Raw genomic sequence first — 19,056 nt, 5'->3', positions numbered from 1 at the left:
TTCCATCCTGCCATCGCGGCGGAGCCCGCTGGATAGACTGGTGCCATGACGACGCGCACCCTGATCCTGCTCCGCCACGGCCAGAGCGAATGGAATGAACTGAACCTCTTCACCGGATGGGTGGATGTCCGCCTGACCGAGCAGGGCAAGGCCGAGGCCCAGCGCGGCGGCGAGCTGCTCGCCGAGACCGGCATCCTGCCCGATGTGCTGCACACGTCGCTGCTGAGCCGCGCCATCCAGACCGCGAACATCGCGCTCGACGCCGCCGACCGCCTGTGGATCCCGTTGACCCGCACCTGGCGCCTCAACGAGCGCCACTACGGCGCGCTGCAGGGCAAGGACAAGGCGCAGACGCTCGAGGAATTCGGCCCCGAGCAGTTCCAGCTGTGGCGCCGTTCGTTCGACGTGCCGCCGCCCGTCCTCGACGCCGACAGCGAGTTCAGCCAGGTGAACGACCCGCGCTACGCCGGCATCGACGGCGAGGTTCCCGGCACGGAGTCGCTGAAGATCGTCATCGACCGCATGCTGCCGTACTGGCACGAGTCGATCGTTCCCGACCTCGAGGCCGGCAAGACGGTTCTCGTCGCGGCGCACGGCAACTCGCTGCGAGGCCTGGTCAAGCACCTCGAGGGCATCAGCGATGATGACATCGCATCCCTCAACATCCCCACCGGCATCCCGCTGGTCTACGAGCTCGACGAGAACAACGTTCCCACGGGCCCGGGCCGTTACCTCGACCCCGAGGCCGCTGCCGCCGGTGCTGCCGCGGTCGCTTCGCAGGGCAACAAGTAACAGCGAGCCCCGTCTTACCGTCGAGCTCCCGCCGTACCTGCGCAGGTACGGCGGGAGCTCGACGTATAAGCCGGTGCTCGGCGAGGGCAGCAGACTCCGGCGATGACCGGATGCCGCGGATCAGTCCTCGAGCGTCGCGGCGTGCGCTTCGACCGCGAGGGGGATGTCCTCCTCTTCGACGGCCCAGTCGCCGGTTGCGAGATAGACGACCTTCTTGGCGATCGCGACCGCGTGGTCCGCGAAGCGCTCGTGGTAGCGGCTGGCCAGGGTGGCGTCGACGGTCGCCTCCGCCTCGCCCTTCCAACTGTCGCTGAGGACCTTCTCGAAGACGCGCGCGTGCAGTTCGTCGACGTCATCGTCCGCGTTGCGGATGTGGTCGGCCAGACGCAGATCTTGCGTGCGCAGCAGTTCGGACAGAGTACGGGCGATCTCGACATCCTGCTCGCCCATCTTCGTGAAGGTGCTCTTGAGGCCCTTCGGGATGGCGCGCTCGGGGAAGCGCAGGCGGGCGAGCTGGGCGATGTGCTCGGACATGTCGCCCATGCGCTCGAGCGAGGCGCTCACCCGCAGGGCGAAGACGACGATCCGCAGGTCGCGGGCGACCGGCTGCTGACGGGCGAGGATCTCGATCGCCTGCTCGTCGAGGGCGACGGCCTTCTCGTCGATGAGGCTGTCGTCGGCGATGACCTCTTCGGCGAGTGAGACGTCGCTCTGGGCGAAGGCTCGGGTGGCCTTGTCGATGGAGACCGTGACGAGATCGGCGATCTCCACGAGGCGGGACTGGAGGTCCTCGAGGGACTGGTGGAAGACTTCGCGCATAGCGACTCAACCTTTCATTCGATCGTGGATGCTCCGTGGCATCAGACGCAGGACTTACGGCGATTCGCGCCCGCGTCGATTCTCTGCGGCGAAGGTTAACGAATGGTGCCTGTTAGGTGAATAGTAGTTCTCCGCTTCGCGTTCTGGCGCGGAAACCCGCCGGAGGCGAGGTGAACGCGGCCTACGCTGTAGGCATGACCTCGCCGCAGATCGGGCTCCTGGGCCTCGCCATCGGACTGGTGATCGGCATCGGCCTCGTGGTGCTGATCCTGTGGGCCTTCCGCGCCCGGGCGCAGGCCGCCGAGCAGTCCTCGACGCAGGTGCCCCAGGGCACGGTCGATGTGCTCGACAGCATGGATGACGCGGCCTGCGTCATCGATGCATCCGGTCTGGTCCTGGCCATCTCGCATGCGGCGGCGCGCTTCGGAATCGAACCGGGATCGACGATCGACAACACGGAGCTGCGGCAGCTGGTGCGCACGGTGCGCACGACCTCGGCATCCATCACCGAGACGATGCGCATCACCCGGCCGGGCGTCAGCCTCGATCCGCGATCGGTCTCGGCACGGGCGAGCGCGCTCGGGGCGCGTCTGACCCTCCTCATCATCCGCGACGTCACCGAGCAGGAGCGCCTCGAGCAGGTGCGCCGGGACTTCGTCGCGAACACCAGCCACGAGCTGAAGACGCCGGTGGGGGCGGTGAGCCTGCTCGCCGAGGCGATCGAATCGGCTGCGGACGATCCGGCCCAGGTGCGCATCTTCGCCTCGCGGATCTCCGCCGAGGCCGAGAGGCTGGGGAACCTGACCGGTCGCATCATGAGCCTGTCACGACTGCAGGCGGCGGATGGCGTGGCCGATTTCGATCCGGTCCCGATCGATGAGGTCATCGCGACATCCATCGAGGCGCACGGCGTGCAGGCCGACTCCGCCGGCGTATCCCTGGTGCGCGGCGGCGATCGGGGAGCGTTCGTGCGCGGTGACGCGCAGATCCTGGTCGAGGCCGTCAGCAACCTGATCGCGAATGCGATCGTCTACTCGTCGCAGAACTCGAGCGTGGGAATCGGCGTCCGTGTGGTCGGCGATACCGTGGAGATCGCCGTCTCGGATCAGGGCATCGGCATCACCGAATCCGACCGCGAGCGCATCTTCGAACGCTTTTACCGAGCCGATGAAGCCCGATCCCGTCGAACGGGCGGCACAGGACTCGGCCTCTCGATCGTCAAGCACGCGACCCAGCGCCATGGCGGCGAGGTGCGGGTATGGTCGCGCCCTGGCCACGGCTCCACCTTCACCATGGTCCTCCCGCGCATCGAGGCGCCGGCTGTGGATGAGAACGAACGCAAGAAGAAGAAGCGCGCGCGCAAAGCGCCCCTGACCGCACCGGTGCGCATCCGGAACGGAGAGAAAGCATGACTCGAATCCTTCTCGTCGAAGACGAGCCCGACCTCGCCGACCCGCTGGCGTATCTGCTGCGCCGCGAGGGGTACGAGGTCGAGATCGCCGAGGACGGGCCCGGGGCGCTCGCCGCATTCCGCACCGGTGGCGCGGATATCGTTCTACTGGATCTCATGCTCCCCGGGATGCCGGGGACCGAGGTGTGCCGGCAGATCCGCACGACGTCGTCGGTGCCGATCATCATGCTCACCGCCAAGGACTCCGAGGTCGATATCGTGGTGGGTCTCGAGCTCGGGGCTGATGATTACATCACCAAGCCCTATTCCTCTCGCGAGCTGCTCGCGCGCATGCGGGCCGTTCTGCGTCGCATCGTTCCCGGTGAGGATGACGTCGATGAGCGCATCCTCGAGGGCGGCCGGGTGGCGCTGGATATCGACCGGCACACGGTCGAGGTGGCGGGCGAGGAGATCAACATGCCTCTGAAGGAGTTCGAGCTGCTCGAGGTCCTCATGCGCAATGCCGGCCGCGTTCTCACGCGCGGCCAGCTGATCGACCGGGTGTGGGGGAGCGACTACTTCGGCGACACGAAGACGCTCGATGTGCACATCAAGCGGATCCGCTCCCGGATCGAGGAGAACCCCGGAGAGCCGGTGATGCTCGTCACCGTCCGTGGTCTGGGGTATCGCTTCGAGGGGTGAGAGCGAGAAGGACGAGAGAGGCCGTCACCCCGCGGGGTGACGGCCTCTCTCGTTGTCTGCGGGACGCGATCAGGCGTCGCCCTCGTCTTCCTCGTCGTCCAGGGGTGCCGGAACGAGGTCGCTGTAGTAAGGAGTCGTGCCGTCGAGCACGGGGACGGCGATGACCTCGCCCGTCTCGTCGCCGGACTGGAAGTAGACCTCGATGGTCGAACCCGGGATCGAGTCGAGGTCATCGATGCGGATGGGCTCGGCGTTCGTGCCGAGGCTGAGGACCTCATTGCCGCCGACGCGCACGGTGAACGGCTCGAGTCCGTCGATCTCGAACGTGAGGGTGGCGTCAGCGGCGCCCGGGTTAACGATGGCCGCGACGAGGTTGCCGGTCGAGCCGTCTTCGTTCGCCACGATGAGGGCGTTGCGCACCTCGAGGGGCCCGCCGGTGTTGACGTTGACGCCGTCGGAGGCGGCGTATTCGATCGTCGTCGACTGCGGGGTGATGAACGTGCATCCCGTCGCGCCGAGCAGAACGAGGGCGCTGATGGCGGCAGACGCTACAAGGCGCGATTTCACGAGTCCTCCTGGGAGCTTGGGGATATCCGCATCCATTCTAGGCGCATCCGAGGGGTGCTCCGGTATCGACGAGGGGGCAAACCTTAGCGCATGTCGCCTGTGGTATTCTGGAGGTTGCCGAAAGGACACGATTTTATGCTTTTTGAAGTTGGCGAGACGGTCGTCTACCCGCACCATGGCGCAGCGACGATCATCGAGGTCAAGGATCGCGTCATCAAGGGCGAGACCAAGAAGTACCTCAAGCTCAACGTGACGCAGGGCGATCTGATCATCGAGGTTCCGGCCGAGAACGTCGACCTGGTCGGCGTCCGCGATGTGATCGGCCAGGAGGGTCTCGACCACGTGTTCGAGGTGCTCCGCGCACCGTTCACCGAGGAGCCCACGAACTGGTCGCGCCGGTACAAGGCGAACCTTGAGAAGCTCGCCTCCGGTGATGTCATCAAGGTCAGCGAGGTCGTGCGCGACCTGTGGCGCCGCGATCAGGACCGCGGACTGTCGGCGGGTGAGAAGCGCATGCTCGCGAAGGCCCGTCAGATCCTCATCTCCGAGCTCGCGCTCGCAGAGAAGTGTGATGAGGAGAAGGCCGGCGAGCTGCTCGACAAGGTGCTCGCCTCCTGATCTGAAGATTCTCACGAAGGGCGGATGCTGCGGCATCCGCCCTTCGTCGTATCCGGGCTCATCCGGCAGAGCCCGGGCGGTAACGTGAGCACGTGAGCCTGATTCCCGTTCCCACGACCGCGATCATCGTCGTCGCCGCCGGTTCCGGCGCCCGTCTGGGCGCCGATGCGCCCAAGGCCTTCGTCGGCATCGATGACCGTAGTGTTCTGCGCCATGCGCTCGACGGCGTGTTCGCCGCGCAACCGATGCAGGTCGTCGTCGTCGCACCCGACACCCATGTCGGCGTCGCGCAGGCGGAGCTGCTCGCCGCGGCAGGCGATCGTGCCGAGCTCGGCAGCGTCGTTGGCGGCGGCGCCACTCGTCAGCAGTCCGTCGCGGCCGGCCTCGCCGCGCTGTGGGGCGATGTGACCCGCGTGCTCATCCACGATGCGGCGCGCGCCCTGACGCCGTCGGCGCAGATCGACGCCGTCGCCGGCGCCGTGACGGACTCCGGCATCATCCCCGCGCTCCCGGTGGTCGACACGCTCAAGCGGGTCGACGGCGATGATGTCGTCGCCGCCGTCGACAGGGAGGTGCTCGCGGCGGCTCAGACCCCGCAGGGCTTCCCGCGCCGGGCGCTCGACGACGCATACCGCACAGCCGCGGCATCCGGTGTCGAGTACACCGATGATGCCGCCCTGTTCGCGGCGGCCGGCGGCGCCGTGCGCCGGATCGCCGGAAGCGAGCGGGCCTTCAAGATCACCACCCCCGCCGACCTCGCCCGCGCACGGCAGCTGCTCGAGCCCGCCGTGCCACAGGGCATCGGCCGGGTCGGGATCGGCACCGACGTGCACGCCTTCGGGGGTGAGGGCCCGCTGTGGCTCGCCGGTCTCGAATGGCCGGGGGAGCCCGCGCTGTCCGGGCACTCCGACGGGGATGCCGTCGCCCACGCCATCGTCGACGCGCTGCTGGGCGCCGCCGGGCTCGGCGATATCGGCGAGCACTTCGGCACCGCGCATCCGGAGTACGCCGGCGCGCACGGCGCGGTCTTCCTCGCCCGCACCCGCGAGATCCTCGCCGAGGCCGGATTCGCGATCGGCAACGTGTCCGTGCAGTTCCAGGGCAACCGGCCCCGGTTCAGCGCGCGCCGGCTCGAGGCGGAGCGCGAGCTGTCGGCCGCCCTGGGCGGAGCGCCGGTGGCGGTGACCGCGACGACGACCGACGGCCTGGGCTTCACGGGCCGTGGCGAGGGCATCTCCGCGACCGCGATCGCCCTCGTGCACCGCATCGGGTAGGAAACGCCCAGCGGGGCACCGGTATCCTTGAGCGGTGACTCTCCGCCTCTATGACACCCGTGCAGCCTCGCTGCGGGACTTCGTGCCTCTCGACCCCGAGAACATCACGATGTACGTCTGCGGACCCACCGTGCAGTCCGGCCCCCACATCGGTCATGTCAGGGCGGCTCTGGGCTTCGACATTCTGCGCCGTTGGTTGACGCACCGCTACGGACGAGTCACCTTCGTGCGCAACGTCACCGACATCGACGACAAGGTCATCGACAACGCCACCGCCACCGAGCCGTGGTGGGCGCTCGCGTACCGCATGGAGCAGGAGTTCACCGCGGCGTACGCCGGTGTCGGCATCCTGTCGCCGACGTACGAGCCGCGGGCGACGGCATCCATCCCGCAGATGCAGGAGCTCATCGCGACCCTCATCGAGCGTGGGCACGCGTACCCGGCATCCGACGGCTCCGGCGACGTCTACTTCGACGTGCGCTCCTGGTCCGATTACGGATCGCTCACCCATCAGCGTCCCGAGGACATGGAGGCTGCCGCCGACGCGGACCCCCGTGCCAAGCGCAGCCCGCAGGACTTCGCGCTGTGGAAGGGCGCCAAGCCCGGTGAGCCGGCGGATGCCACGTGGCAGTCCCCCTGGGGCGCAGGGCGTCCCGGCTGGCACATCGAGTGCTCGGCGATGTCGCGGCGCTACCTCGGAGCAGAGTTCGACATCCACGGCGGTGGCCTCGACCTCCGCTTCCCGCACCACGAGAACGAGCTCGCCCAGTCGACCGCCGCGGGCGACGCCTTCGCGCGCTACTGGGTGCACAACGGCCTGGTCACAGTGAACGGGCAGAAGATGTCGAAGTCGCTGGGCAACTTCACCCTCGCCGCCGATGTGCTCGCCGAGCGCGACCCCCTCGTCGTGCGCTACGCGCTCGCCGCCGCGCACTACCGCTCGAGCCTCGACCTCAGCGAGTCCTCGTGGACCGAGGCCGAGGCTGCTCTCGATCGCATCGAGACGTTCCGCCAGCGGGTGCTCCGCCAGACGGATGCCGCGCCCGCCGCGGTCGCCGCCGGCGAGATCCCCGCAGCATTCGCCATCGCGATGGACGACGACCTCGGCGTGCCGCAGGCCCTCGCGGTCGTGCATGAGACGGTGCGCGCCGGCAACACCGCGCTCGATGCCGGAGACGCGGTCGCCGCGACGGGGGCCGCGGGCGCGGTCCAGGCGATGCTCGCGGTGCTCGGACTCGACACCGCGACCGCTGCGACGGGCGAGGGGAGCGGTGTCGAAGCATCCGCCCTCGACGCCCTCGTGCAGGCGATGATCACGCAGCGTGCGCAGGCGCGCGCTGACAAGGACTGGGCAGCGGCCGATCGCATCCGTGATGCGATCGCCGCTGCAGGAATCACGCTGGAGGACACTCCGGCCGGAACTCATTGGAGTATCGATGGCTAAGCCGAGTCGCCCCGGAGCGGGCAACAGCAAGAAGAAGGGTGCTCAGAAGGGCACCGGAGGAAACGGGCGCAAGTCGCTCGAGGGCCGCGGCCCGACCCCGAAGGCGGAGGACCGCGCCTGGCACGTCGCCGGCAAGCGCAAGGCGGCCCAGGAGCGCTTCGCGGCGGCGGGAGGCAAGGTGCGCCCCAGCGGCACGCGCACTCAGGGCGGCAACCCCAACCGCACTTCCCGAGCCAAGGCGAACGACGACATCGAGACGGTCACCGGCCGCAACTCGGTGCTCGAGGCCCTGCGCACGAAGATCCCCGCGACGGCGTTCTACATCGCGCAGCGCGTCGAGATGGACGACCGCGTCAAGGAGATGCTCTCGATCGCTACCGGCCGGGGCATCCCCGTGCTCGAGGTGACGCGACAGGAGCTCGACCGCATGGCCGGCTTCGACGGCGTGCACCAGGGCGTGGCCATCAAGGTTCCCGCCTACGAGTACGCGCATCCGCAGGACCTGCTCGAGCAGGTCATCGATCGCGGTGAGACACCGCTCTTCGTCGCGCTCGACGGCATCACCGACCCCCGCAACCTCGGTGCGATCATCCGCTCGACCGCGGCGTTCGGCGGCCACGGCATCATCCTGCCGCAGCGTCGTTCCGCGAGCGTCAACTCGGCGGCGTGGAAGACCAGCGCCGGCGCCGCTGCACGCCTGCCCGTCGCGATGGCCACGAACCTGACCACCCAGCTCAAGGAATTCAAGAAGCAGGGCGTCTTCGTCATCGGCCTCGATGGCGGCGGCGACGTTCAGCTTCCCGAGCTGCAGCTGTCGGATCGCCCCGTGGTGATCGTCGTCGGTTCCGAGGGCAAGGGCCTCTCGCGCCTGGTGACCGAGCACTGCGATCAGATCGTCTCGATCCCGATCTCGGCGGCGACCGAGTCGCTCAACGCCGGTATCGCGACCTCGGTCGCGCTGTACCAGGTGGCCACGGCTCGCGCCGCGAAGGGCATCTGAGCGGGAATAAACGCGCCCTTCCGGCGATTGGATGCTCAGTAAGACCCATCGTCGGAAGGAAGAGCATGTCCCGCATCGCTGTCATCGGAGGAACCGGTTACGCCGGATCGCACATCGTGAACGAGGCGGTGTCGCGCGGGCACTCGGTCGTCTCCGTCGCCCGAAGCGTTCCGGCCGATCGTGTCGAGGGCGCCGTGTATGTCGAGGGGACGATCCTCGACGTACCCACGCTCCTCACGCAGATCGGGGAGGCCGATGTCGTGGTCGCCGCGCTGTCGCCGCGCGGCGTGATGGCCGGCCAGGTACGCCCCGCTATTTCGGAGCTGCGTGCTGCGATGCCTGAGAACGTGCGTCTCGCGGTCGTCGGTGGCGCCGGCGGTAGCCTCGTCGCCGAGGGCGGACCGCGCCTCGTCGACACCGACTTCCCCGAGGACTACAAGGCCGAGGCGCTGGAGATGGCCGGTGTCCTCGAAGACCTGCAGACGGATGCCGGGGGAGCGGACTGGTTCCTCATCCACCCCGCCGGCGGCTTCGGCGCCTGGAACGTCGGTGAGCGCACCGGAGAGTATCGCGATGGCGGCAAGGTGCTCGTCACGGATGCTGCGGGTGAATCCTTCATCTCCGGCCCCGACCTCGCGGTCGCGGTCGTCGACGAGATCGAGAACCCGAAGCACAGCCGCGACAACTTCGCCGTCGGCTACTGACCCTCAGACGAGGTCGCGCCAGTCGATCTCCTCGTCGTCATCCGGCAGGAGCATCGCGCCGGTGACGACGGGGAGCGACATCGTCTCGGTCGGCGGCCCCATGATTGTCGCCTCATCGCGGCGGTGGCGGAGCACGTCGTTGATGTACGAGGTGAGCACTTCGGCCAACGGAACGGATCGTCTGCCCGCCTGCGAAAGGTACCAGCGGTGCTCGAGGACCTGGTGGAAGACTTCGGCGGGTTCGAGCTTGGCGCGCAGGTCGTAGGGGATCGCTCGAACCACGGGCTCGAAGACCCGGGTCAGCCACTCGTGGGCGTACATCTCCTCATCCGCCCAGTCCTTCTTCGAACGTGCGCGGAACTCGTCGAGATCGTTGAGCAGGCGCCGTGCCTGATTCTCCTCCACATCGAGGCCCGTGAGACGGATCAGGCGACGCTGGTGGTGTCCGGCATCCACGACCTTCGGCTGGATCTCGACACGCGTGCCATCGGCGGCGGCCGTCATCGACATCTCATCGATGTCGAAGCCGAGCGCGTTGAGGCGCTCGACGCGCTCGGTGATGCGCCAGGTCTCGCCCGCGGAGAACGATTCCTCGGCGGTCAGCGCCGCCCACAGCGAATGGTATGAGGAGACGATGCCGTCGGCGATGGCGACAGCATCCACTCCGTGCTCCAGGCGACCGCCCGCGGCGAGATCCATGATCTCGCCGGCGATGTTGGTGCGCGCCAGATCCAGGTCATAGAGGCGCTGCCCCTCGGTGAGACCCTCCTCGTGCAGCTCGCCGGTCTCGGCATCCACGAGATAGGCGGCGAAAGCGCCGGCGTCCCGTCGGAAGAGCGTGTTCGACAGCGACACGTCGCCCCAGTAGAAGCCGACATTGTGCAGACGCACGAGCAGCAGCGCGAGCGCATCCACCAGGCGCGTCGCCGTGTCGGGGCGGAGAACCCGCGTGAACAGGGCGCGGTAGGGCATCGAGAAGCGCAGGTGCGAGGTGACCAGGGCAGCGGCGAGGGCGTCGCCGCGCTCGTTGCTGCGACCGGCGATGACGGCGACACGTTCGACGCAGGGCACATCCAGGCGGGCGAGGTTGCCGAGCATGTCGTACTCGCGCTGGGCCATCTCCCCGGTGGTCTCCTTCACGGCCACCACACGACCCGACAGGTCGGCGAAACGGACGAGGTGGCGGGAGAGGCCCTTCGGCAGCGAGACGATCCGCTCCGACGGCCACTTCGCGAGCGGGGTCGACCAGGGAAGCGCGAGCAGGCCCGGATCGATCTGGCTGGCGGTGATGCGCAGGGATTCCGGCATGATGCTCCTGGGATGACGACGCGGCGCGGGCGGCCCGAAGGCCGGCCCGCGCCGCGTGGGAGAGAGGTCAGGAAGCGACGATGGCTTCCTTGTTCAGACGCTCGCCCGACTCGAGGTCGAAGGCGTGCACGTGGCCGGGGTTGGCCGCGAGGGTCACCGTCTCGCCCGCGTTCGGGTGGTTGCGGCCGTCGACGCGTGCGACGATGTCGGTGCGCTTGCCGGCGATCTCCGCGTGGCCGTAGAGGTAGCCGTCGGCGCCGAGCTCCTCGACGAGGTCGACGTGGACCGAGAGGCCCTTGCCGTCGGCGGGGCCGACCGTGATGTCCTCGGGGCGCACACCGATCGTGACCTGCGTGCCCGTGGCGCGGGCGACGATGTCACGGTCCAGCGGAACGATCTCCGAGCCGAACTGCACGCCGCCCTCGGCGAGGTCTGCGGTGAAGAGGTTCATGGCGGGGGAGCCGATGAAGCCGGCGACGAAGACGTTGCTGGGCTGCTCGTACAGGTCGCGCGGGGTACCGACCTGCTGCAGGAGGCCGTCCTTGAGGACGGCGATGCGGTCGCCCATGGTCAGAGCCTCGGTCTGGTCGTGCGTGACGTACACGGTCGTGACGCCGAGGCGGCGCTGCAGCGATGCGATCTGCGTACGGGTCTGGACGCGGAGCTTCGCATCGAGGTTCGACAGCGGCTCGTCCATGAGGAACACCTGCGGCTGACGGACGATCGCGCGGCCCATGGCGACACGCTGACGCTGACCGCCCGAGAGGGCCTTCGGCTTGCGGTTCAGGTACTCCTCGAGGTCGAGGAGCTTGGCGGCCTCGAGAACGCGTGCAGCACGCTCCTCCTTGCTGACGCCGGCGATCTTGAGCGCGAAGCCCATGTTCTCGGCGACGGTCATGTGCGGGTACAGCGCGTAGTTCTGGAAGACCATCGCGATGTCGCGGTCCTTCGGAGGCACGTCCGTGACGTCACGGTCTCCGATGAGGATGCGGCCGTCGTTGACCTCTTCGAGGCCGGCGAGCATGCGCAGCGACGTGGACTTGCCGCAACCGGAGGGGCCGACCAGGACGAGGAACTCGCCGTCTGCGACCTCGAGGTTCAGCTTGTCGACGGCCGGGCGGGTTCCGCCGGGGTACAGACGCGTTGCGGCGTCGAACGTGACAGATGCCATTGTTTTCTCCTTCACCGGCAGGTACGTGCCGGACGATCCGTTGTGATGGATGCGGCGGTGCGAGGCCCGCCGTGACCCGCCATCGGGTCGGAATCAGTATGGCACGAACCGCGGTACCTGGGTATTTCCCAGCTGTGCTGGTTAACATCGAAGGCGGCCCTGCTTCTGTTCGGGGTCATGGGGAGCCCGTCCCCACCAGACTTTCAAGAGGAACGATGTCGAGCGACGAAACGCCGAACGTCCCCGCCCCTCGCAATACTCGTGAGGCGGTTCGGGAGAAGGCCCAGCAAGTGAGTGCACAGCAGTCGCGTGCGCGTCTGATCCGACGGTTCACGATCGGTGCGATCGTGGTGGTCGCGGTTGCCGCGATCGGAACGGCGGTGACGCTCACCGTGTCGTCGTCGGTTTCCCAGCCCACGCTGAACCCGAGCGGCATGAGCGGCGACGGAATCGTCGTGCGCAGCGTCGCCGTCGCCGATGACGGCGCCGATGAGGTCGCCGAGGGCGAGGAAGGCGAGGCGGAGGGCGCCGAGTCGACGCCCGAGCCCGCAGAGTCCACCGCGGCCGTCGACGTGCACATCTACGTCGACTACCTCTCGCCCGGTGCCGGAGAATTCGAGCGCGCGAACACCCCTCAGCTGGCTGGGTGGATCAATGAGGGCGTCGTCTCGGTGACCTACCACCCAGTGTCGATGCTGACGGCGAGCTCGAACGGAACGAAGTACTCCCTGCGCTCCGCCGCAGCCGCCGCCTGCGTCGTGACGCACGCGCCGGAGTACTTCTACGCCTACAACCACGAGCTGCTCATCGACCAGCCCGCGGTCGACAGCAATGGCCGCACCGACGTTGAGCTCGCCGATCTCGCGGTCGCCGTGGGAGCGGAGAACTCCGACGTCCTGCGCGACTGCATCGAAGACGGCGACTTCACCTCCTGGGCCAAGGAGGCGACCTCGCGGGCGCTCGCCGGCCCGCTCGAGGGATCGAAGGATCTGGTTCTGACCAGTGCGCCGATGGTCGTCGTCAACGGCGAGGCCTATGTGGGCTCGCTCAAGGATCCGGCCGAGTTCTCGCACTTCGTGCTGACGGTCGCCGGCTACACCGAGATCACGCCGGCTCCCACGCCGACCGCGACCCCCTGAACTCAGGACCCTCCGGCGTATCGCTAAGCTGGAGGGGTTCGCCGACTTAGCTCAGCTGGTAGAGCACCTGTCTTGTAAACAGGATGTCACGGGTTCGAATCCCGTAGTCGGCTCCAATTGCTCTCGCGGCACTTCCATTTCATGCCGATGGTGGGAGCACGATCGTCGCAGCCGGACGCTACTGAGCGCTGTTCGGCTTGCGGCCGCGGCGGGGGCGGTTGTGCCAGGCCTCGACCGCTTCGGGGGTCAGATCATCGCGGTCCCAGAGGTAGCCGGAGACGTTGCCGATCGGGTCGATGAACGCGTCGCTGGCCGAGGACGCTTCACCGGCGTCACGGCGGCGCATCGTCTGGCGAAGCGATACGGGTGTGACGCCGAGGATTTCGGCGACTTCGTCGATCGTCGCGTAGCGGGCTGCGAAGCGCGGCTCGGCGGTGGCGTCGCGCAGAGCACGCGGTCGTGGCTTGTCCTCGGTCATCGAGTTCTCCTCGCTGTCTGCGGCTGTGCCCCTCACGATAGCCGGGCAGGGGTGAGTCGTGGCTAGCATGTCGGCATGGACGATGTGGTCACCCGTTTGGACGTTCCGGGCACCTTCAACTTCCGGGAGGTCGCGCCGGGCGTGCTGACCCCGGGCCTTCTCTTCCGCTCGGACGCTCTGAACCGGCTCACCCGTGACGGACGCCGCAGCCTCGTGGATCTCGGGATCCGGGAGGCGATCGATCTGCGTTCGGGTTTCGACCGGCGCATCGGCGGTCGTGATCGTCTGCGCGGTACCGGCATCGAGCTGTTGCGCGTGCCGATGGACGGCGCCCCGCACGGCGTCGATCCGCGCACGCTCACCCTGCCGGTGGTCTACGCCGTCGTGCTCGATCGCCACCAGCAGGACATCGGCACGGTGATCCGAACGATCGCCGATGCCGAGGGCGGGGCGGTCGTGCACTGCACCGCGGGCAAGGACCGCACGGGGCTGGTCGTTGCCCTCCTGCTCACGGCTCTCGGCATCGACAGGGACGTCATCGTCGCGGACTACGCGGCGACCGCCGCGAACCTGTCGGGCGAGTGGACGGAGCGGATGCTGCGCAAGATCCGCCGCTTCCGGGTGCCCGTCACGGACGAGCTCATCGAGGTGCTCGCGGGGTCGCCGCCGGATCTCATGACGCGGACACTCGCAGAGCTGGATGCTCGAGACGGCGGGATCGACGGGTATCTCTCCCGCGCCGGCGTCGATGATGGTGTGAAGAGCCGTCTCCGCACACGACTTCTGGCGGGCTGAAACGTCAGAAGAGGCGTTCTGCCGCGCCGCGGTCATCGGCACGCGCGGTCGCACGCACACGTTCGTCAAGGGATGCTGCAGCCACGAGCGCATCGTCGATGACACCGCGCCCGGCACCCGCTCGAAGCCACTCGTCGGCGAACGACGTCGGGATGAGAACAGGCATCCGGTCATGCACATCCGCCAGGTGCGGGGGAGAGGGGCGCATCACGAGGGAATAGCAGGTGTACTCCTCTCCGTCGGCGGTGCGCCCGTGCTGGGTGACGGCCGCCATGCCGAAGACGATGCCCGGGCCGAGCCCGAACTCGTGCCAGACCCGTTCCGGCTTGCGCATCTCCAACCATCCCGACGCCGGAACGATCGCCCGGTGACGGAGCGCCCCGGGCCGTTGCTGCAGTCTTTCTGAGCGCGTGTTGATGGATGGGTACGGTGCCGGGGCGCCATCGACGAGGTGCCCCCACCAACCGGGCTGCAGCACGGGCGGCGGCCCCGGGGCGATCAGCGGATTCAGGTTGCGCCGGTTGCGGCCGGTCGGCCGCAACGTCTCACCGGCGTTGTGCTCGGCCCACTCGCGCAGACCCTCGAGCATCGCGGCATCCTGCTCGGCCAGCAGCTCAACATCGGTGAATCGCGGATCCAACCCGTAGCTCGCGCACATGTCGTCAGCGTATCCCCGGCCACGGACACTGTGCACGCCGCCGTGTCCGGGTGGCCTGCGCATTTCGATAGGGTTCTGTAGTGTCCGAGACCCGCAGAATCCCCGCGCCGCTCGCGATCGCCGCAGCGGTGTCGATCGGGGCCATGACCGCGATCCAGGCCCGCATCAACGGCGTGCTCGGGGTGCGCCTGGACGACGGAATCGTCGCCGGGCTCATCTCCTTCGCCGTCGGGCTCGCGATCCTCATCGTCGTCGTCTCGCTTCGGGCGCGGCACCGCGCGGCCTTCGCGCGTCTGCGCACCGGCGTGCGCACGCGCACGATTCCTCCCTGGATGCTCGTGGGCGGTGCCTGCGGGGCGCTCACGGTCTCCACGCAGGGGCTCACCGCCGGGGTGCTCGGCGTCTCTCTGTTCACGGTCGGCGTCGTGGCGGGTCAGACGATCCATGGTCTCGTGCTCGACCGGATCGGGTTCGGGCCGGCCGGCGTCGTGGCCGTCACACCGGGCCGTGTGCTCGGCGGCGTCTTCGCCCTCGCCGCGGTCGGCATCTCGCTCAGCGGCGACGTGCTCGACAACGCACCGCTGTGGATGCTCCTGCTGCCCTTCGCCGCCGGAGTCGGCATCGCCTGGCAGGCGGCGACCAACGGGCGCCTCGCGCAGCGCGTGCAGTCGCCCATGGTCGCGACGCTCACGAGCTTCATCGCCGGAACGACCGTCCTGCTGGCGGCGGCGACGGTCAGCGTCCTGCTGCGCGGTGCGCCGCAGGCGCTGCCGACCGAGCCCTGGCTCTATGTGGGCGGATTCCTCGGCTTCGTCTACATCCTGCTCGGCGCGGCGATCGTCGCGCACACCGGGGTGCTCCTGCTCGGGCTCGGGTCGGTACTGGGCCAGCTGACGGCCTCGGTCGTCATCGATGTGCTGTGGCCCGCGGCATCCGGCCCCGCGCTCTGGCAGCTTCTCGCGATGATCGTCGTCGCGGTGGCTTCCGTCCTCGTGGCTCTGCCCTGGCGACGTCGCCGGAACTGATCAGCCGGATTCGGGCATGCGGGTGAGCATGCTCTCCGCATCGATGGGTTTGCGGCGTCCGGGGGTCTTGCCCTCGGGTTTGCCGCCGACGTAGAGCCAACCCAGCAGCTCCTCGTTCTTCTTCAGCCCGTGCGCCTTGCGCAGTGGCTTGGTGCGGGTGTGCGACCCGGTTCGCCAGATCACGCCCCAGCCGGCATCGTCCAGCAGCAGGCTGAGCGTGTGAGCGACGCCGGAGGCGACAGCCTCCTGCTCCCAGTGCGGAACTTTGTCGCTCTTGCGAAAGCTGGCGACCACGGCGATCAGCAGGGATGCGCGCAGCGGCTTCGTCGACGGCTTCTTGTCGCCCTGCGCCTTCGCGATCGCCGCACCCAACCGTTCACGGTCGGCGCCGCGCAACTCGATGAGTCGCCAGGGCTGCAGGGATGAATGGTCGGCGACGCGGCCCGCGGCGGCGACCAGCGGCAGCAGCTCCTCGCGGGTCGGGGCCTGCTCGGTGACCTTGGACCACGACTGCCGCGCACGCACAGCGTCGAGCGCGCTCACTCCGAATCGGACCCGGGCGTGAAGTTCAGAGCCAGCGAGTTCATGCAGTAGCGGTCGCCGGTCGGCGTGCCGAAACCGTCGGGGAAGACATGGCCGAGGTGGGAGCCGCAGTTCGCGCAGCGCACCTCGGTGCGCTGCATGCCCAGGGTGGTGTCCTCGAGGAGCTGGACCGCATCGGGGCGGATCGATTCGTAGAAGCTGGGCCACCCGCATCCGGAGTCGAACTTCGTGCCGCTCTTGAAGAGCTCCGCGTTGCAGGCGCCGCACGTGTAGAGGCCCGCACGGCTCTCATCGAGCAGCTCGCCTGTCCAGGCGCGTTCGGTCGCCGCCTGACGGAGAACGGCGAACTGCTCATCGCCGAGCTCTTCGCGCCACTCGTCGTCGGTCTTCTTCACGGTGTAATCCGTCATCACGCCTCCTGAGGTCTCTTCCATTGTGCCCCCGGGAACGTGTGCGCGGGTCATCCATGACGACGCGTGACAATGGATGCATGACGGATGCTGTTCGTGAACGCTACGCCCGCTTCGCCGAGGACGAGGCGCCCGGGCGCTCCGACCTCTACGCGGAATGGGCCCGCGGCGTGGCATCCGATCCGGTCGTGCAAGCAGTGCTCGCACGGATTCCGGCCATCCATCGCCAGCCTCCGCTCGTGTTCGCCGTGACCCGCATGCTCGGCGCTCCCCTTGTCGGATACGACGGCTGGCGCCGGTTCGTGATCGACAATGCCGATGACGTCGTCGCCGAGAGCAGCGCGCGCCGGGTGCAGACCAACGAGCCCCTGCGTCTGGCGGCCCTGCTTCCGGTGCTGTCCGAGATCGACGGACCGATCGCCCTGCTCGAGGTCGGCGCGTCGGGAGGCCTGTGCCTGTACCCGGACCGCTACTCCTACCGCTTCGTGGACGACGCTCGAACGGTGCGCGCCGCCCTCGACCCCGAGGACGGGCCGAGCCCCGTCGTCCTCACCAGCACCGTGCGCGGAGAGCTCCCGCCGCTGCGCATGCCGGAGATCGTCTGGCGCGCGGGAATCGACCTCGACCCGCTCGACGCCCGCGACGCCCGCGACCGCGCCTGGCTGCGCGGCCTCGTCTGGCCCGGGGAGACCGGGCGCGAGGAGCGGATCACGGCGGCGCTGGATATCGTCGCCGAGGATCCGCCGCTGATGGTGGGCGGGGATGCCGTCGACGGGATCGGTGCGCTCGCAGCATCCGCACCCGCCGATGCGACGCTCGTGATCACCACGCCGGGCGTCCTCGTGCACATTCCGCGCTCGCGGCGCGAACAGCTCATCGATGGCATCCGCCGTCTGCCCGCGCGCTGGATCACGATCGACGCCCCGGCCCTTCACGACGGATGGAATCCGCCTGTGGACGCGCAGAATTGGCGCGGATCCGTCGTCGCCCTCGACGGATGCGTGCGCGCCGCAGCGGACCCGTTGGGCCGGTGGTGGGAGTGGCGTGCCGCCGGCGGCACGACGGACGCTTAGCCTGAAGACATGCTCGGAGACCTCACCGATCGCGATCGCGCGATCCTGACGCTGGAAGGCGCCTGGCCGCGTCACAACGGCGCGAAGGAGGAGGCGATCCGGTCGAACCTCGGTATGAGCCCGGCGCGGTACTACCAGTTGCTCGGCAGGCTCATCGACACCGAGCAGGCGCTCGAGTACGACCCGCTGCTCGTTCGCCGTCTGCGTCGGCTGCGCGAGAACCGCACCGACAAGCGCGTGTCGCGGATGCGCGGCTTCGCGGGCTGATCCGGCATGCTCCGGCCCGCTGTGTGGGGATTCCGAGGCATTGCCGGATAACATCGACGGGTGCCCAAGCCCGACAGAGACCGTTTCGATGATGTTCCCCGTTCGCCCGGACGCGTCGGAGCGCACCGCGCCGAAGCCCCGGGGATGAACGGTTGGGTCGTTCTGCTGTGGTCGGTCGTCGCCGCGCTCGTCATCGTGGTCGTCGGCATCTTCGTCTCGCTCGTCCTGATGGGACGCATCGTCCTGTCGCCCGAGGTCGAGCCGACCGTTGCGCCCGCGCCGCAGGAGACCGGCGTCGTCGACACGAGCTATTCGGTGCTCGTGCTCAACGCCACCTCCGAGGAGGGCCTCGAGGTCCAACTGCGCGACACCGTCATCAACGGGGGCTGGCCGGCGGAGGACGTGAGCTCGGGCAGCACGGGTGCGGAGGACTTCCCGGAGACGACCGTCTACTACGTATCCGAGGATGACGCACTCGCCGCTCTGGGCCTGGCCGAGCTGATCGGCGGCGCGCGCATCGAGCAGAGCGACTTCTACGCCGACCCCAACGATCCCGAGCTGAAGCAGCTCGTCATCGTCGTCGGCCTCGACCGCGCGAGCAGCGCTCCGCAGTCCGATGAGGAAACCGTCGAATAGTCTCCCTCCGCGGCTTGCACTCGCTGGGGTCGAGTGCCAGAATGGGCGTTAGCACTCTCGTACTGTGAGTGCTAAACAGAACGTCTACGTCCAGGAGGGACGACAAAACTCATGGCAAAGATCATCGCTTTCGATGAGGAGGCCCGTCGCGGTCTCGAGCGCGGCCTGAACATCCTCGCCGACGCTGTCAAGGTGACCCTCGGCCCGCGCGGTCGCAACGTCGTGCTCGAGAAGAAGTGGGGC

22 protein-coding genes and 1 tRNA gene are annotated in these 19,056 nt (G+C 68.4%); 15 read left to right on the top strand and 8 right to left on the bottom strand.

The window, feature by feature from the left end:
• Positions 1-45 precede the first annotated feature (45 nt).
• A complete protein-coding gene (locus tag Q0Z66_RS05805) occupies positions 46-792 on the top strand; it encodes a phosphoglyceromutase (protein ID WP_298038839.1) in 747 nt (248 codons plus the stop codon).
• 120 nt (positions 793-912) lie between these two features.
• On the opposite strand, the gene phoU is transcribed toward Q0Z66_RS05805, so the two are convergent.
• A complete protein-coding gene (phoU, locus tag Q0Z66_RS05800; RefSeq protein ID WP_298038836.1) occupies positions 913-1,611 on the bottom strand; it encodes a phosphate signaling complex protein PhoU in 699 nt (232 codons plus the stop codon).
• 194 nt (positions 1,612-1,805) lie between these two features.
• On the opposite strand from phoU, the gene Q0Z66_RS05795 reads away from it, so the two are divergent.
• Both Q0Z66_RS05795 and Q0Z66_RS05790 read left to right on the top strand, forming a co-directional pair.
• Positions 1,806-3,023 (top strand): ATP-binding protein, encoded by a 1,218-nt coding sequence (locus tag Q0Z66_RS05795; RefSeq protein WP_298038834.1) that lies wholly within the window; start codon positions 1,806-1,808, stop codon positions 3,021-3,023.
• Positions 3,020-3,703, top strand: coding sequence for a response regulator transcription factor (locus Q0Z66_RS05790; RefSeq protein WP_298038832.1), 684 nt, complete (start codon positions 3,020-3,022; stop codon positions 3,701-3,703). Before Q0Z66_RS05795 ends, Q0Z66_RS05790 begins: the two co-directional genes overlap by 4 nt.
• A gap of 69 nt (positions 3,704-3,772) precedes the next feature.
• On the opposite strand, the gene Q0Z66_RS05785 is transcribed toward Q0Z66_RS05790, so the two are convergent.
• Complete coding sequence (locus tag Q0Z66_RS05785) at positions 3,773-4,270, bottom strand: DNA modification methylase (RefSeq protein WP_298038830.1); 498 nt, start codon at positions 4,268-4,270, stop codon at positions 3,773-3,775.
• Between the two features lie 135 nt (positions 4,271-4,405).
• Here Q0Z66_RS05785 and Q0Z66_RS05780 point away from each other — a divergent pair, with 135 nt between their 5' ends.
• From Q0Z66_RS05780 to Q0Z66_RS05760, 5 genes are all read left to right on the top strand, one after another.
• Positions 4,406-4,888, top strand: coding sequence for a CarD family transcriptional regulator (locus Q0Z66_RS05780; protein ID WP_298038829.1), 483 nt, complete (start codon positions 4,406-4,408; stop codon positions 4,886-4,888).
• Between the two features lie 92 nt (positions 4,889-4,980).
• Positions 4,981-6,162, top strand: a complete 1,182-nt coding sequence (ispD, locus tag Q0Z66_RS05775; RefSeq protein WP_298038827.1) for a 2-C-methyl-D-erythritol 4-phosphate cytidylyltransferase — start codon at positions 4,981-4,983, stop codon at positions 6,160-6,162.
• Positions 6,163-6,196: 34 nt separating this feature from the next.
• The gene (gene cysS / locus Q0Z66_RS05770) at positions 6,197-7,606 is read left to right on the top strand and encodes a cysteine--tRNA ligase (protein ID WP_298038824.1); all 1,410 of its coding nucleotides are present in this window, start codon (positions 6,197-6,199) and stop codon (positions 7,604-7,606) included.
• Positions 7,599-8,606: a 23S rRNA (guanosine(2251)-2'-O)-methyltransferase RlmB gene (gene rlmB, locus Q0Z66_RS05765; protein ID WP_298038821.1), complete on the top strand. Its 1,008-nt coding sequence runs from the start codon at positions 7,599-7,601 to the stop codon at positions 8,604-8,606. Before cysS ends, rlmB begins: the two co-directional genes overlap by 8 nt.
• 65 nt (positions 8,607-8,671) lie before the next feature.
• Positions 8,672-9,310, top strand: coding sequence for an NAD(P)-dependent oxidoreductase (locus tag Q0Z66_RS05760; protein WP_298038818.1), 639 nt, complete (start codon positions 8,672-8,674; stop codon positions 9,308-9,310).
• Between the two features lie 3 nt (positions 9,311-9,313).
• On the opposite strand, the gene Q0Z66_RS05755 is transcribed toward Q0Z66_RS05760, so the two are convergent.
• Both Q0Z66_RS05755 and ugpC read right to left on the bottom strand, forming a co-directional pair.
• Positions 9,314-10,618, bottom strand: coding sequence for a DUF4032 domain-containing protein (locus Q0Z66_RS05755; RefSeq protein WP_298038815.1), 1,305 nt, complete (start codon positions 10,616-10,618; stop codon positions 9,314-9,316).
• 67 nt (positions 10,619-10,685) lie between these two features.
• Positions 10,686-11,789: a sn-glycerol-3-phosphate ABC transporter ATP-binding protein UgpC gene (ugpC, locus tag Q0Z66_RS05750; RefSeq protein WP_298038813.1), complete on the bottom strand. Its 1,104-nt coding sequence runs from the start codon at positions 11,787-11,789 to the stop codon at positions 10,686-10,688.
• 290 nt (positions 11,790-12,079) lie between these two features.
• Between ugpC and Q0Z66_RS05745 the strand changes: the two genes are divergently transcribed.
• Positions 12,080-12,928 (top strand): thioredoxin domain-containing protein, encoded by an 849-nt coding sequence (locus Q0Z66_RS05745; protein ID WP_366938977.1) that lies wholly within the window; start codon positions 12,080-12,082, stop codon positions 12,926-12,928.
• Positions 12,929-12,968: 40 nt separating this feature from the next.
• A tRNA-Thr gene (locus tag Q0Z66_RS05740) sits at positions 12,969-13,044 on the top strand.
• A gap of 62 nt (positions 13,045-13,106) precedes the next feature.
• On the opposite strand, the gene Q0Z66_RS05735 is transcribed toward Q0Z66_RS05740, so the two are convergent.
• On the bottom strand, positions 13,107-13,406 hold the full coding sequence (locus Q0Z66_RS05735) for a hypothetical protein (protein ID WP_298038808.1): 300 nt from the start codon (positions 13,404-13,406) through the stop codon (positions 13,107-13,109).
• A 75-nt stretch (positions 13,407-13,481) separates the two neighbouring features.
• Between Q0Z66_RS05735 and Q0Z66_RS05730 the strand changes: the two genes are divergently transcribed.
• Positions 13,482-14,201, top strand: a complete 720-nt coding sequence (locus Q0Z66_RS05730) for a tyrosine-protein phosphatase (protein WP_298038806.1) — start codon at positions 13,482-13,484, stop codon at positions 14,199-14,201.
• Between the two features lie 4 nt (positions 14,202-14,205).
• Here the strand turns inward: Q0Z66_RS05730 and Q0Z66_RS05725 are convergent, their stop codons facing one another.
• A complete protein-coding gene (locus Q0Z66_RS05725) occupies positions 14,206-14,859 on the bottom strand; it encodes an SOS response-associated peptidase family protein (RefSeq protein ID WP_298038803.1) in 654 nt (217 codons plus the stop codon).
• Between the two features lie 80 nt (positions 14,860-14,939).
• Here Q0Z66_RS05725 and Q0Z66_RS05720 point away from each other — a divergent pair, with 80 nt between their 5' ends.
• Positions 14,940-15,884 carry a DMT family transporter gene (locus Q0Z66_RS05720; RefSeq protein WP_298038800.1) on the top strand — a complete coding sequence of 315 codons (945 nt, stop codon included), beginning with the start codon at positions 14,940-14,942 and terminating at the stop codon, positions 15,882-15,884.
• On the opposite strand, the gene Q0Z66_RS05715 is transcribed toward Q0Z66_RS05720, so the two are convergent.
• Positions 15,885-16,427: a nitroreductase family protein gene (locus tag Q0Z66_RS05715; RefSeq protein WP_298038798.1), complete on the bottom strand. Its 543-nt coding sequence runs from the start codon at positions 16,425-16,427 to the stop codon at positions 15,885-15,887. It abuts the gene before it with no gap.
• The gene (gene msrB / locus Q0Z66_RS05710) at positions 16,424-16,837 is read right to left on the bottom strand and encodes a peptide-methionine (R)-S-oxide reductase MsrB (RefSeq protein WP_298038796.1); all 414 of its coding nucleotides are present in this window, start codon (positions 16,835-16,837) and stop codon (positions 16,424-16,426) included. The genes Q0Z66_RS05715 and msrB overlap by 4 nt, the downstream gene beginning before the upstream one ends.
• Before the next feature lie 80 nt (positions 16,838-16,917).
• Between msrB and Q0Z66_RS05705 the strand changes: the two genes are divergently transcribed.
• The 3 genes from Q0Z66_RS05705 to Q0Z66_RS05695 are packed head-to-tail and all read left to right on the top strand — an operon-like array spanning position 16,918 to position 18,813.
• The gene (locus Q0Z66_RS05705) at positions 16,918-17,910 is read left to right on the top strand and encodes a DUF2332 domain-containing protein (protein ID WP_298038795.1); all 993 of its coding nucleotides are present in this window, start codon (positions 16,918-16,920) and stop codon (positions 17,908-17,910) included.
• 9 nt (positions 17,911-17,919) lie between these two features.
• A complete protein-coding gene (locus tag Q0Z66_RS05700) occupies positions 17,920-18,177 on the top strand; it encodes a DUF3263 domain-containing protein (protein WP_298038792.1) in 258 nt (85 codons plus the stop codon).
• Positions 18,178-18,237: 60 nt separating this feature from the next.
• Positions 18,238-18,813: a LytR C-terminal domain-containing protein gene (locus tag Q0Z66_RS05695; RefSeq protein WP_298038788.1), complete on the top strand. Its 576-nt coding sequence runs from the start codon at positions 18,238-18,240 to the stop codon at positions 18,811-18,813.
• Positions 18,814-19,056 lie beyond the last annotated feature (243 nt).

It is taken from the genome of uncultured Microbacterium sp. (assembly GCF_947632095.1).
Classification (GTDB): Bacteria; Actinomycetota; Actinomycetes; order Actinomycetales; family Microbacteriaceae; genus Microbacterium.
The sequence above is the reverse complement of the archived record's forward strand: the minus strand, read 5'-3'. Positions and strand labels throughout refer to the sequence as shown.

Excerpts from the sequence above, each read along its gene's own strand:
- Q0Z66_RS05755 (WP_298038815.1), bottom strand. The coding sequence starts at position 10,618 with ATGCCGGAATCCCTGCGCATCACCGCCAGCCAGATCGATCCGGGCCTG.
- Q0Z66_RS05725 (WP_298038803.1), bottom strand. The coding sequence starts at position 14,859 with ATGTGCGCGAGCTACGGGTTGGATCCGCGATTCACCGATGTTGAGCTG.
- Q0Z66_RS05780 (WP_298038829.1), top strand. The coding sequence starts at position 4,406 with ATGCTTTTTGAAGTTGGCGAGACGGTCGTCTACCCGCACCATGGCGCA.
- Q0Z66_RS05760 (WP_298038818.1), top strand. The coding sequence starts at position 8,672 with ATGTCCCGCATCGCTGTCATCGGAGGAACCGGTTACGCCGGATCGCAC.
- Q0Z66_RS05795 (WP_298038834.1), top strand. The coding sequence starts at position 1,806 with ATGACCTCGCCGCAGATCGGGCTCCTGGGCCTCGCCATCGGACTGGTG.
- Q0Z66_RS05705 (WP_298038795.1), top strand. The coding sequence starts at position 16,918 with ATGACGGATGCTGTTCGTGAACGCTACGCCCGCTTCGCCGAGGACGAG.
- msrB (WP_298038796.1), bottom strand. The coding sequence starts at position 16,837 with ATGACGGATTACACCGTGAAGAAGACCGACGACGAGTGGCGCGAAGAG.
- Q0Z66_RS05700 (WP_298038792.1), top strand. The coding sequence starts at position 17,920 with ATGCTCGGAGACCTCACCGATCGCGATCGCGCGATCCTGACGCTGGAA.
- Q0Z66_RS05805 (WP_298038839.1), top strand. The coding sequence starts at position 46 with ATGACGACGCGCACCCTGATCCTGCTCCGCCACGGCCAGAGCGAATGG.
- Q0Z66_RS05790 (WP_298038832.1), top strand. The coding sequence starts at position 3,020 with ATGACTCGAATCCTTCTCGTCGAAGACGAGCCCGACCTCGCCGACCCG.
- Q0Z66_RS05735 (WP_298038808.1), bottom strand. The coding sequence starts at position 13,406 with ATGACCGAGGACAAGCCACGACCGCGTGCTCTGCGCGACGCCACCGCC.
- ugpC (WP_298038813.1), bottom strand. The coding sequence starts at position 11,789 with ATGGCATCTGTCACGTTCGACGCCGCAACGCGTCTGTACCCCGGCGGA.
- phoU (WP_298038836.1), bottom strand. The coding sequence starts at position 1,611 with ATGCGCGAAGTCTTCCACCAGTCCCTCGAGGACCTCCAGTCCCGCCTC.
- Q0Z66_RS05730 (WP_298038806.1), top strand. The coding sequence starts at position 13,482 with ATGGACGATGTGGTCACCCGTTTGGACGTTCCGGGCACCTTCAACTTC.
- rlmB (WP_298038821.1), top strand. The coding sequence starts at position 7,599 with ATGGCTAAGCCGAGTCGCCCCGGAGCGGGCAACAGCAAGAAGAAGGGT.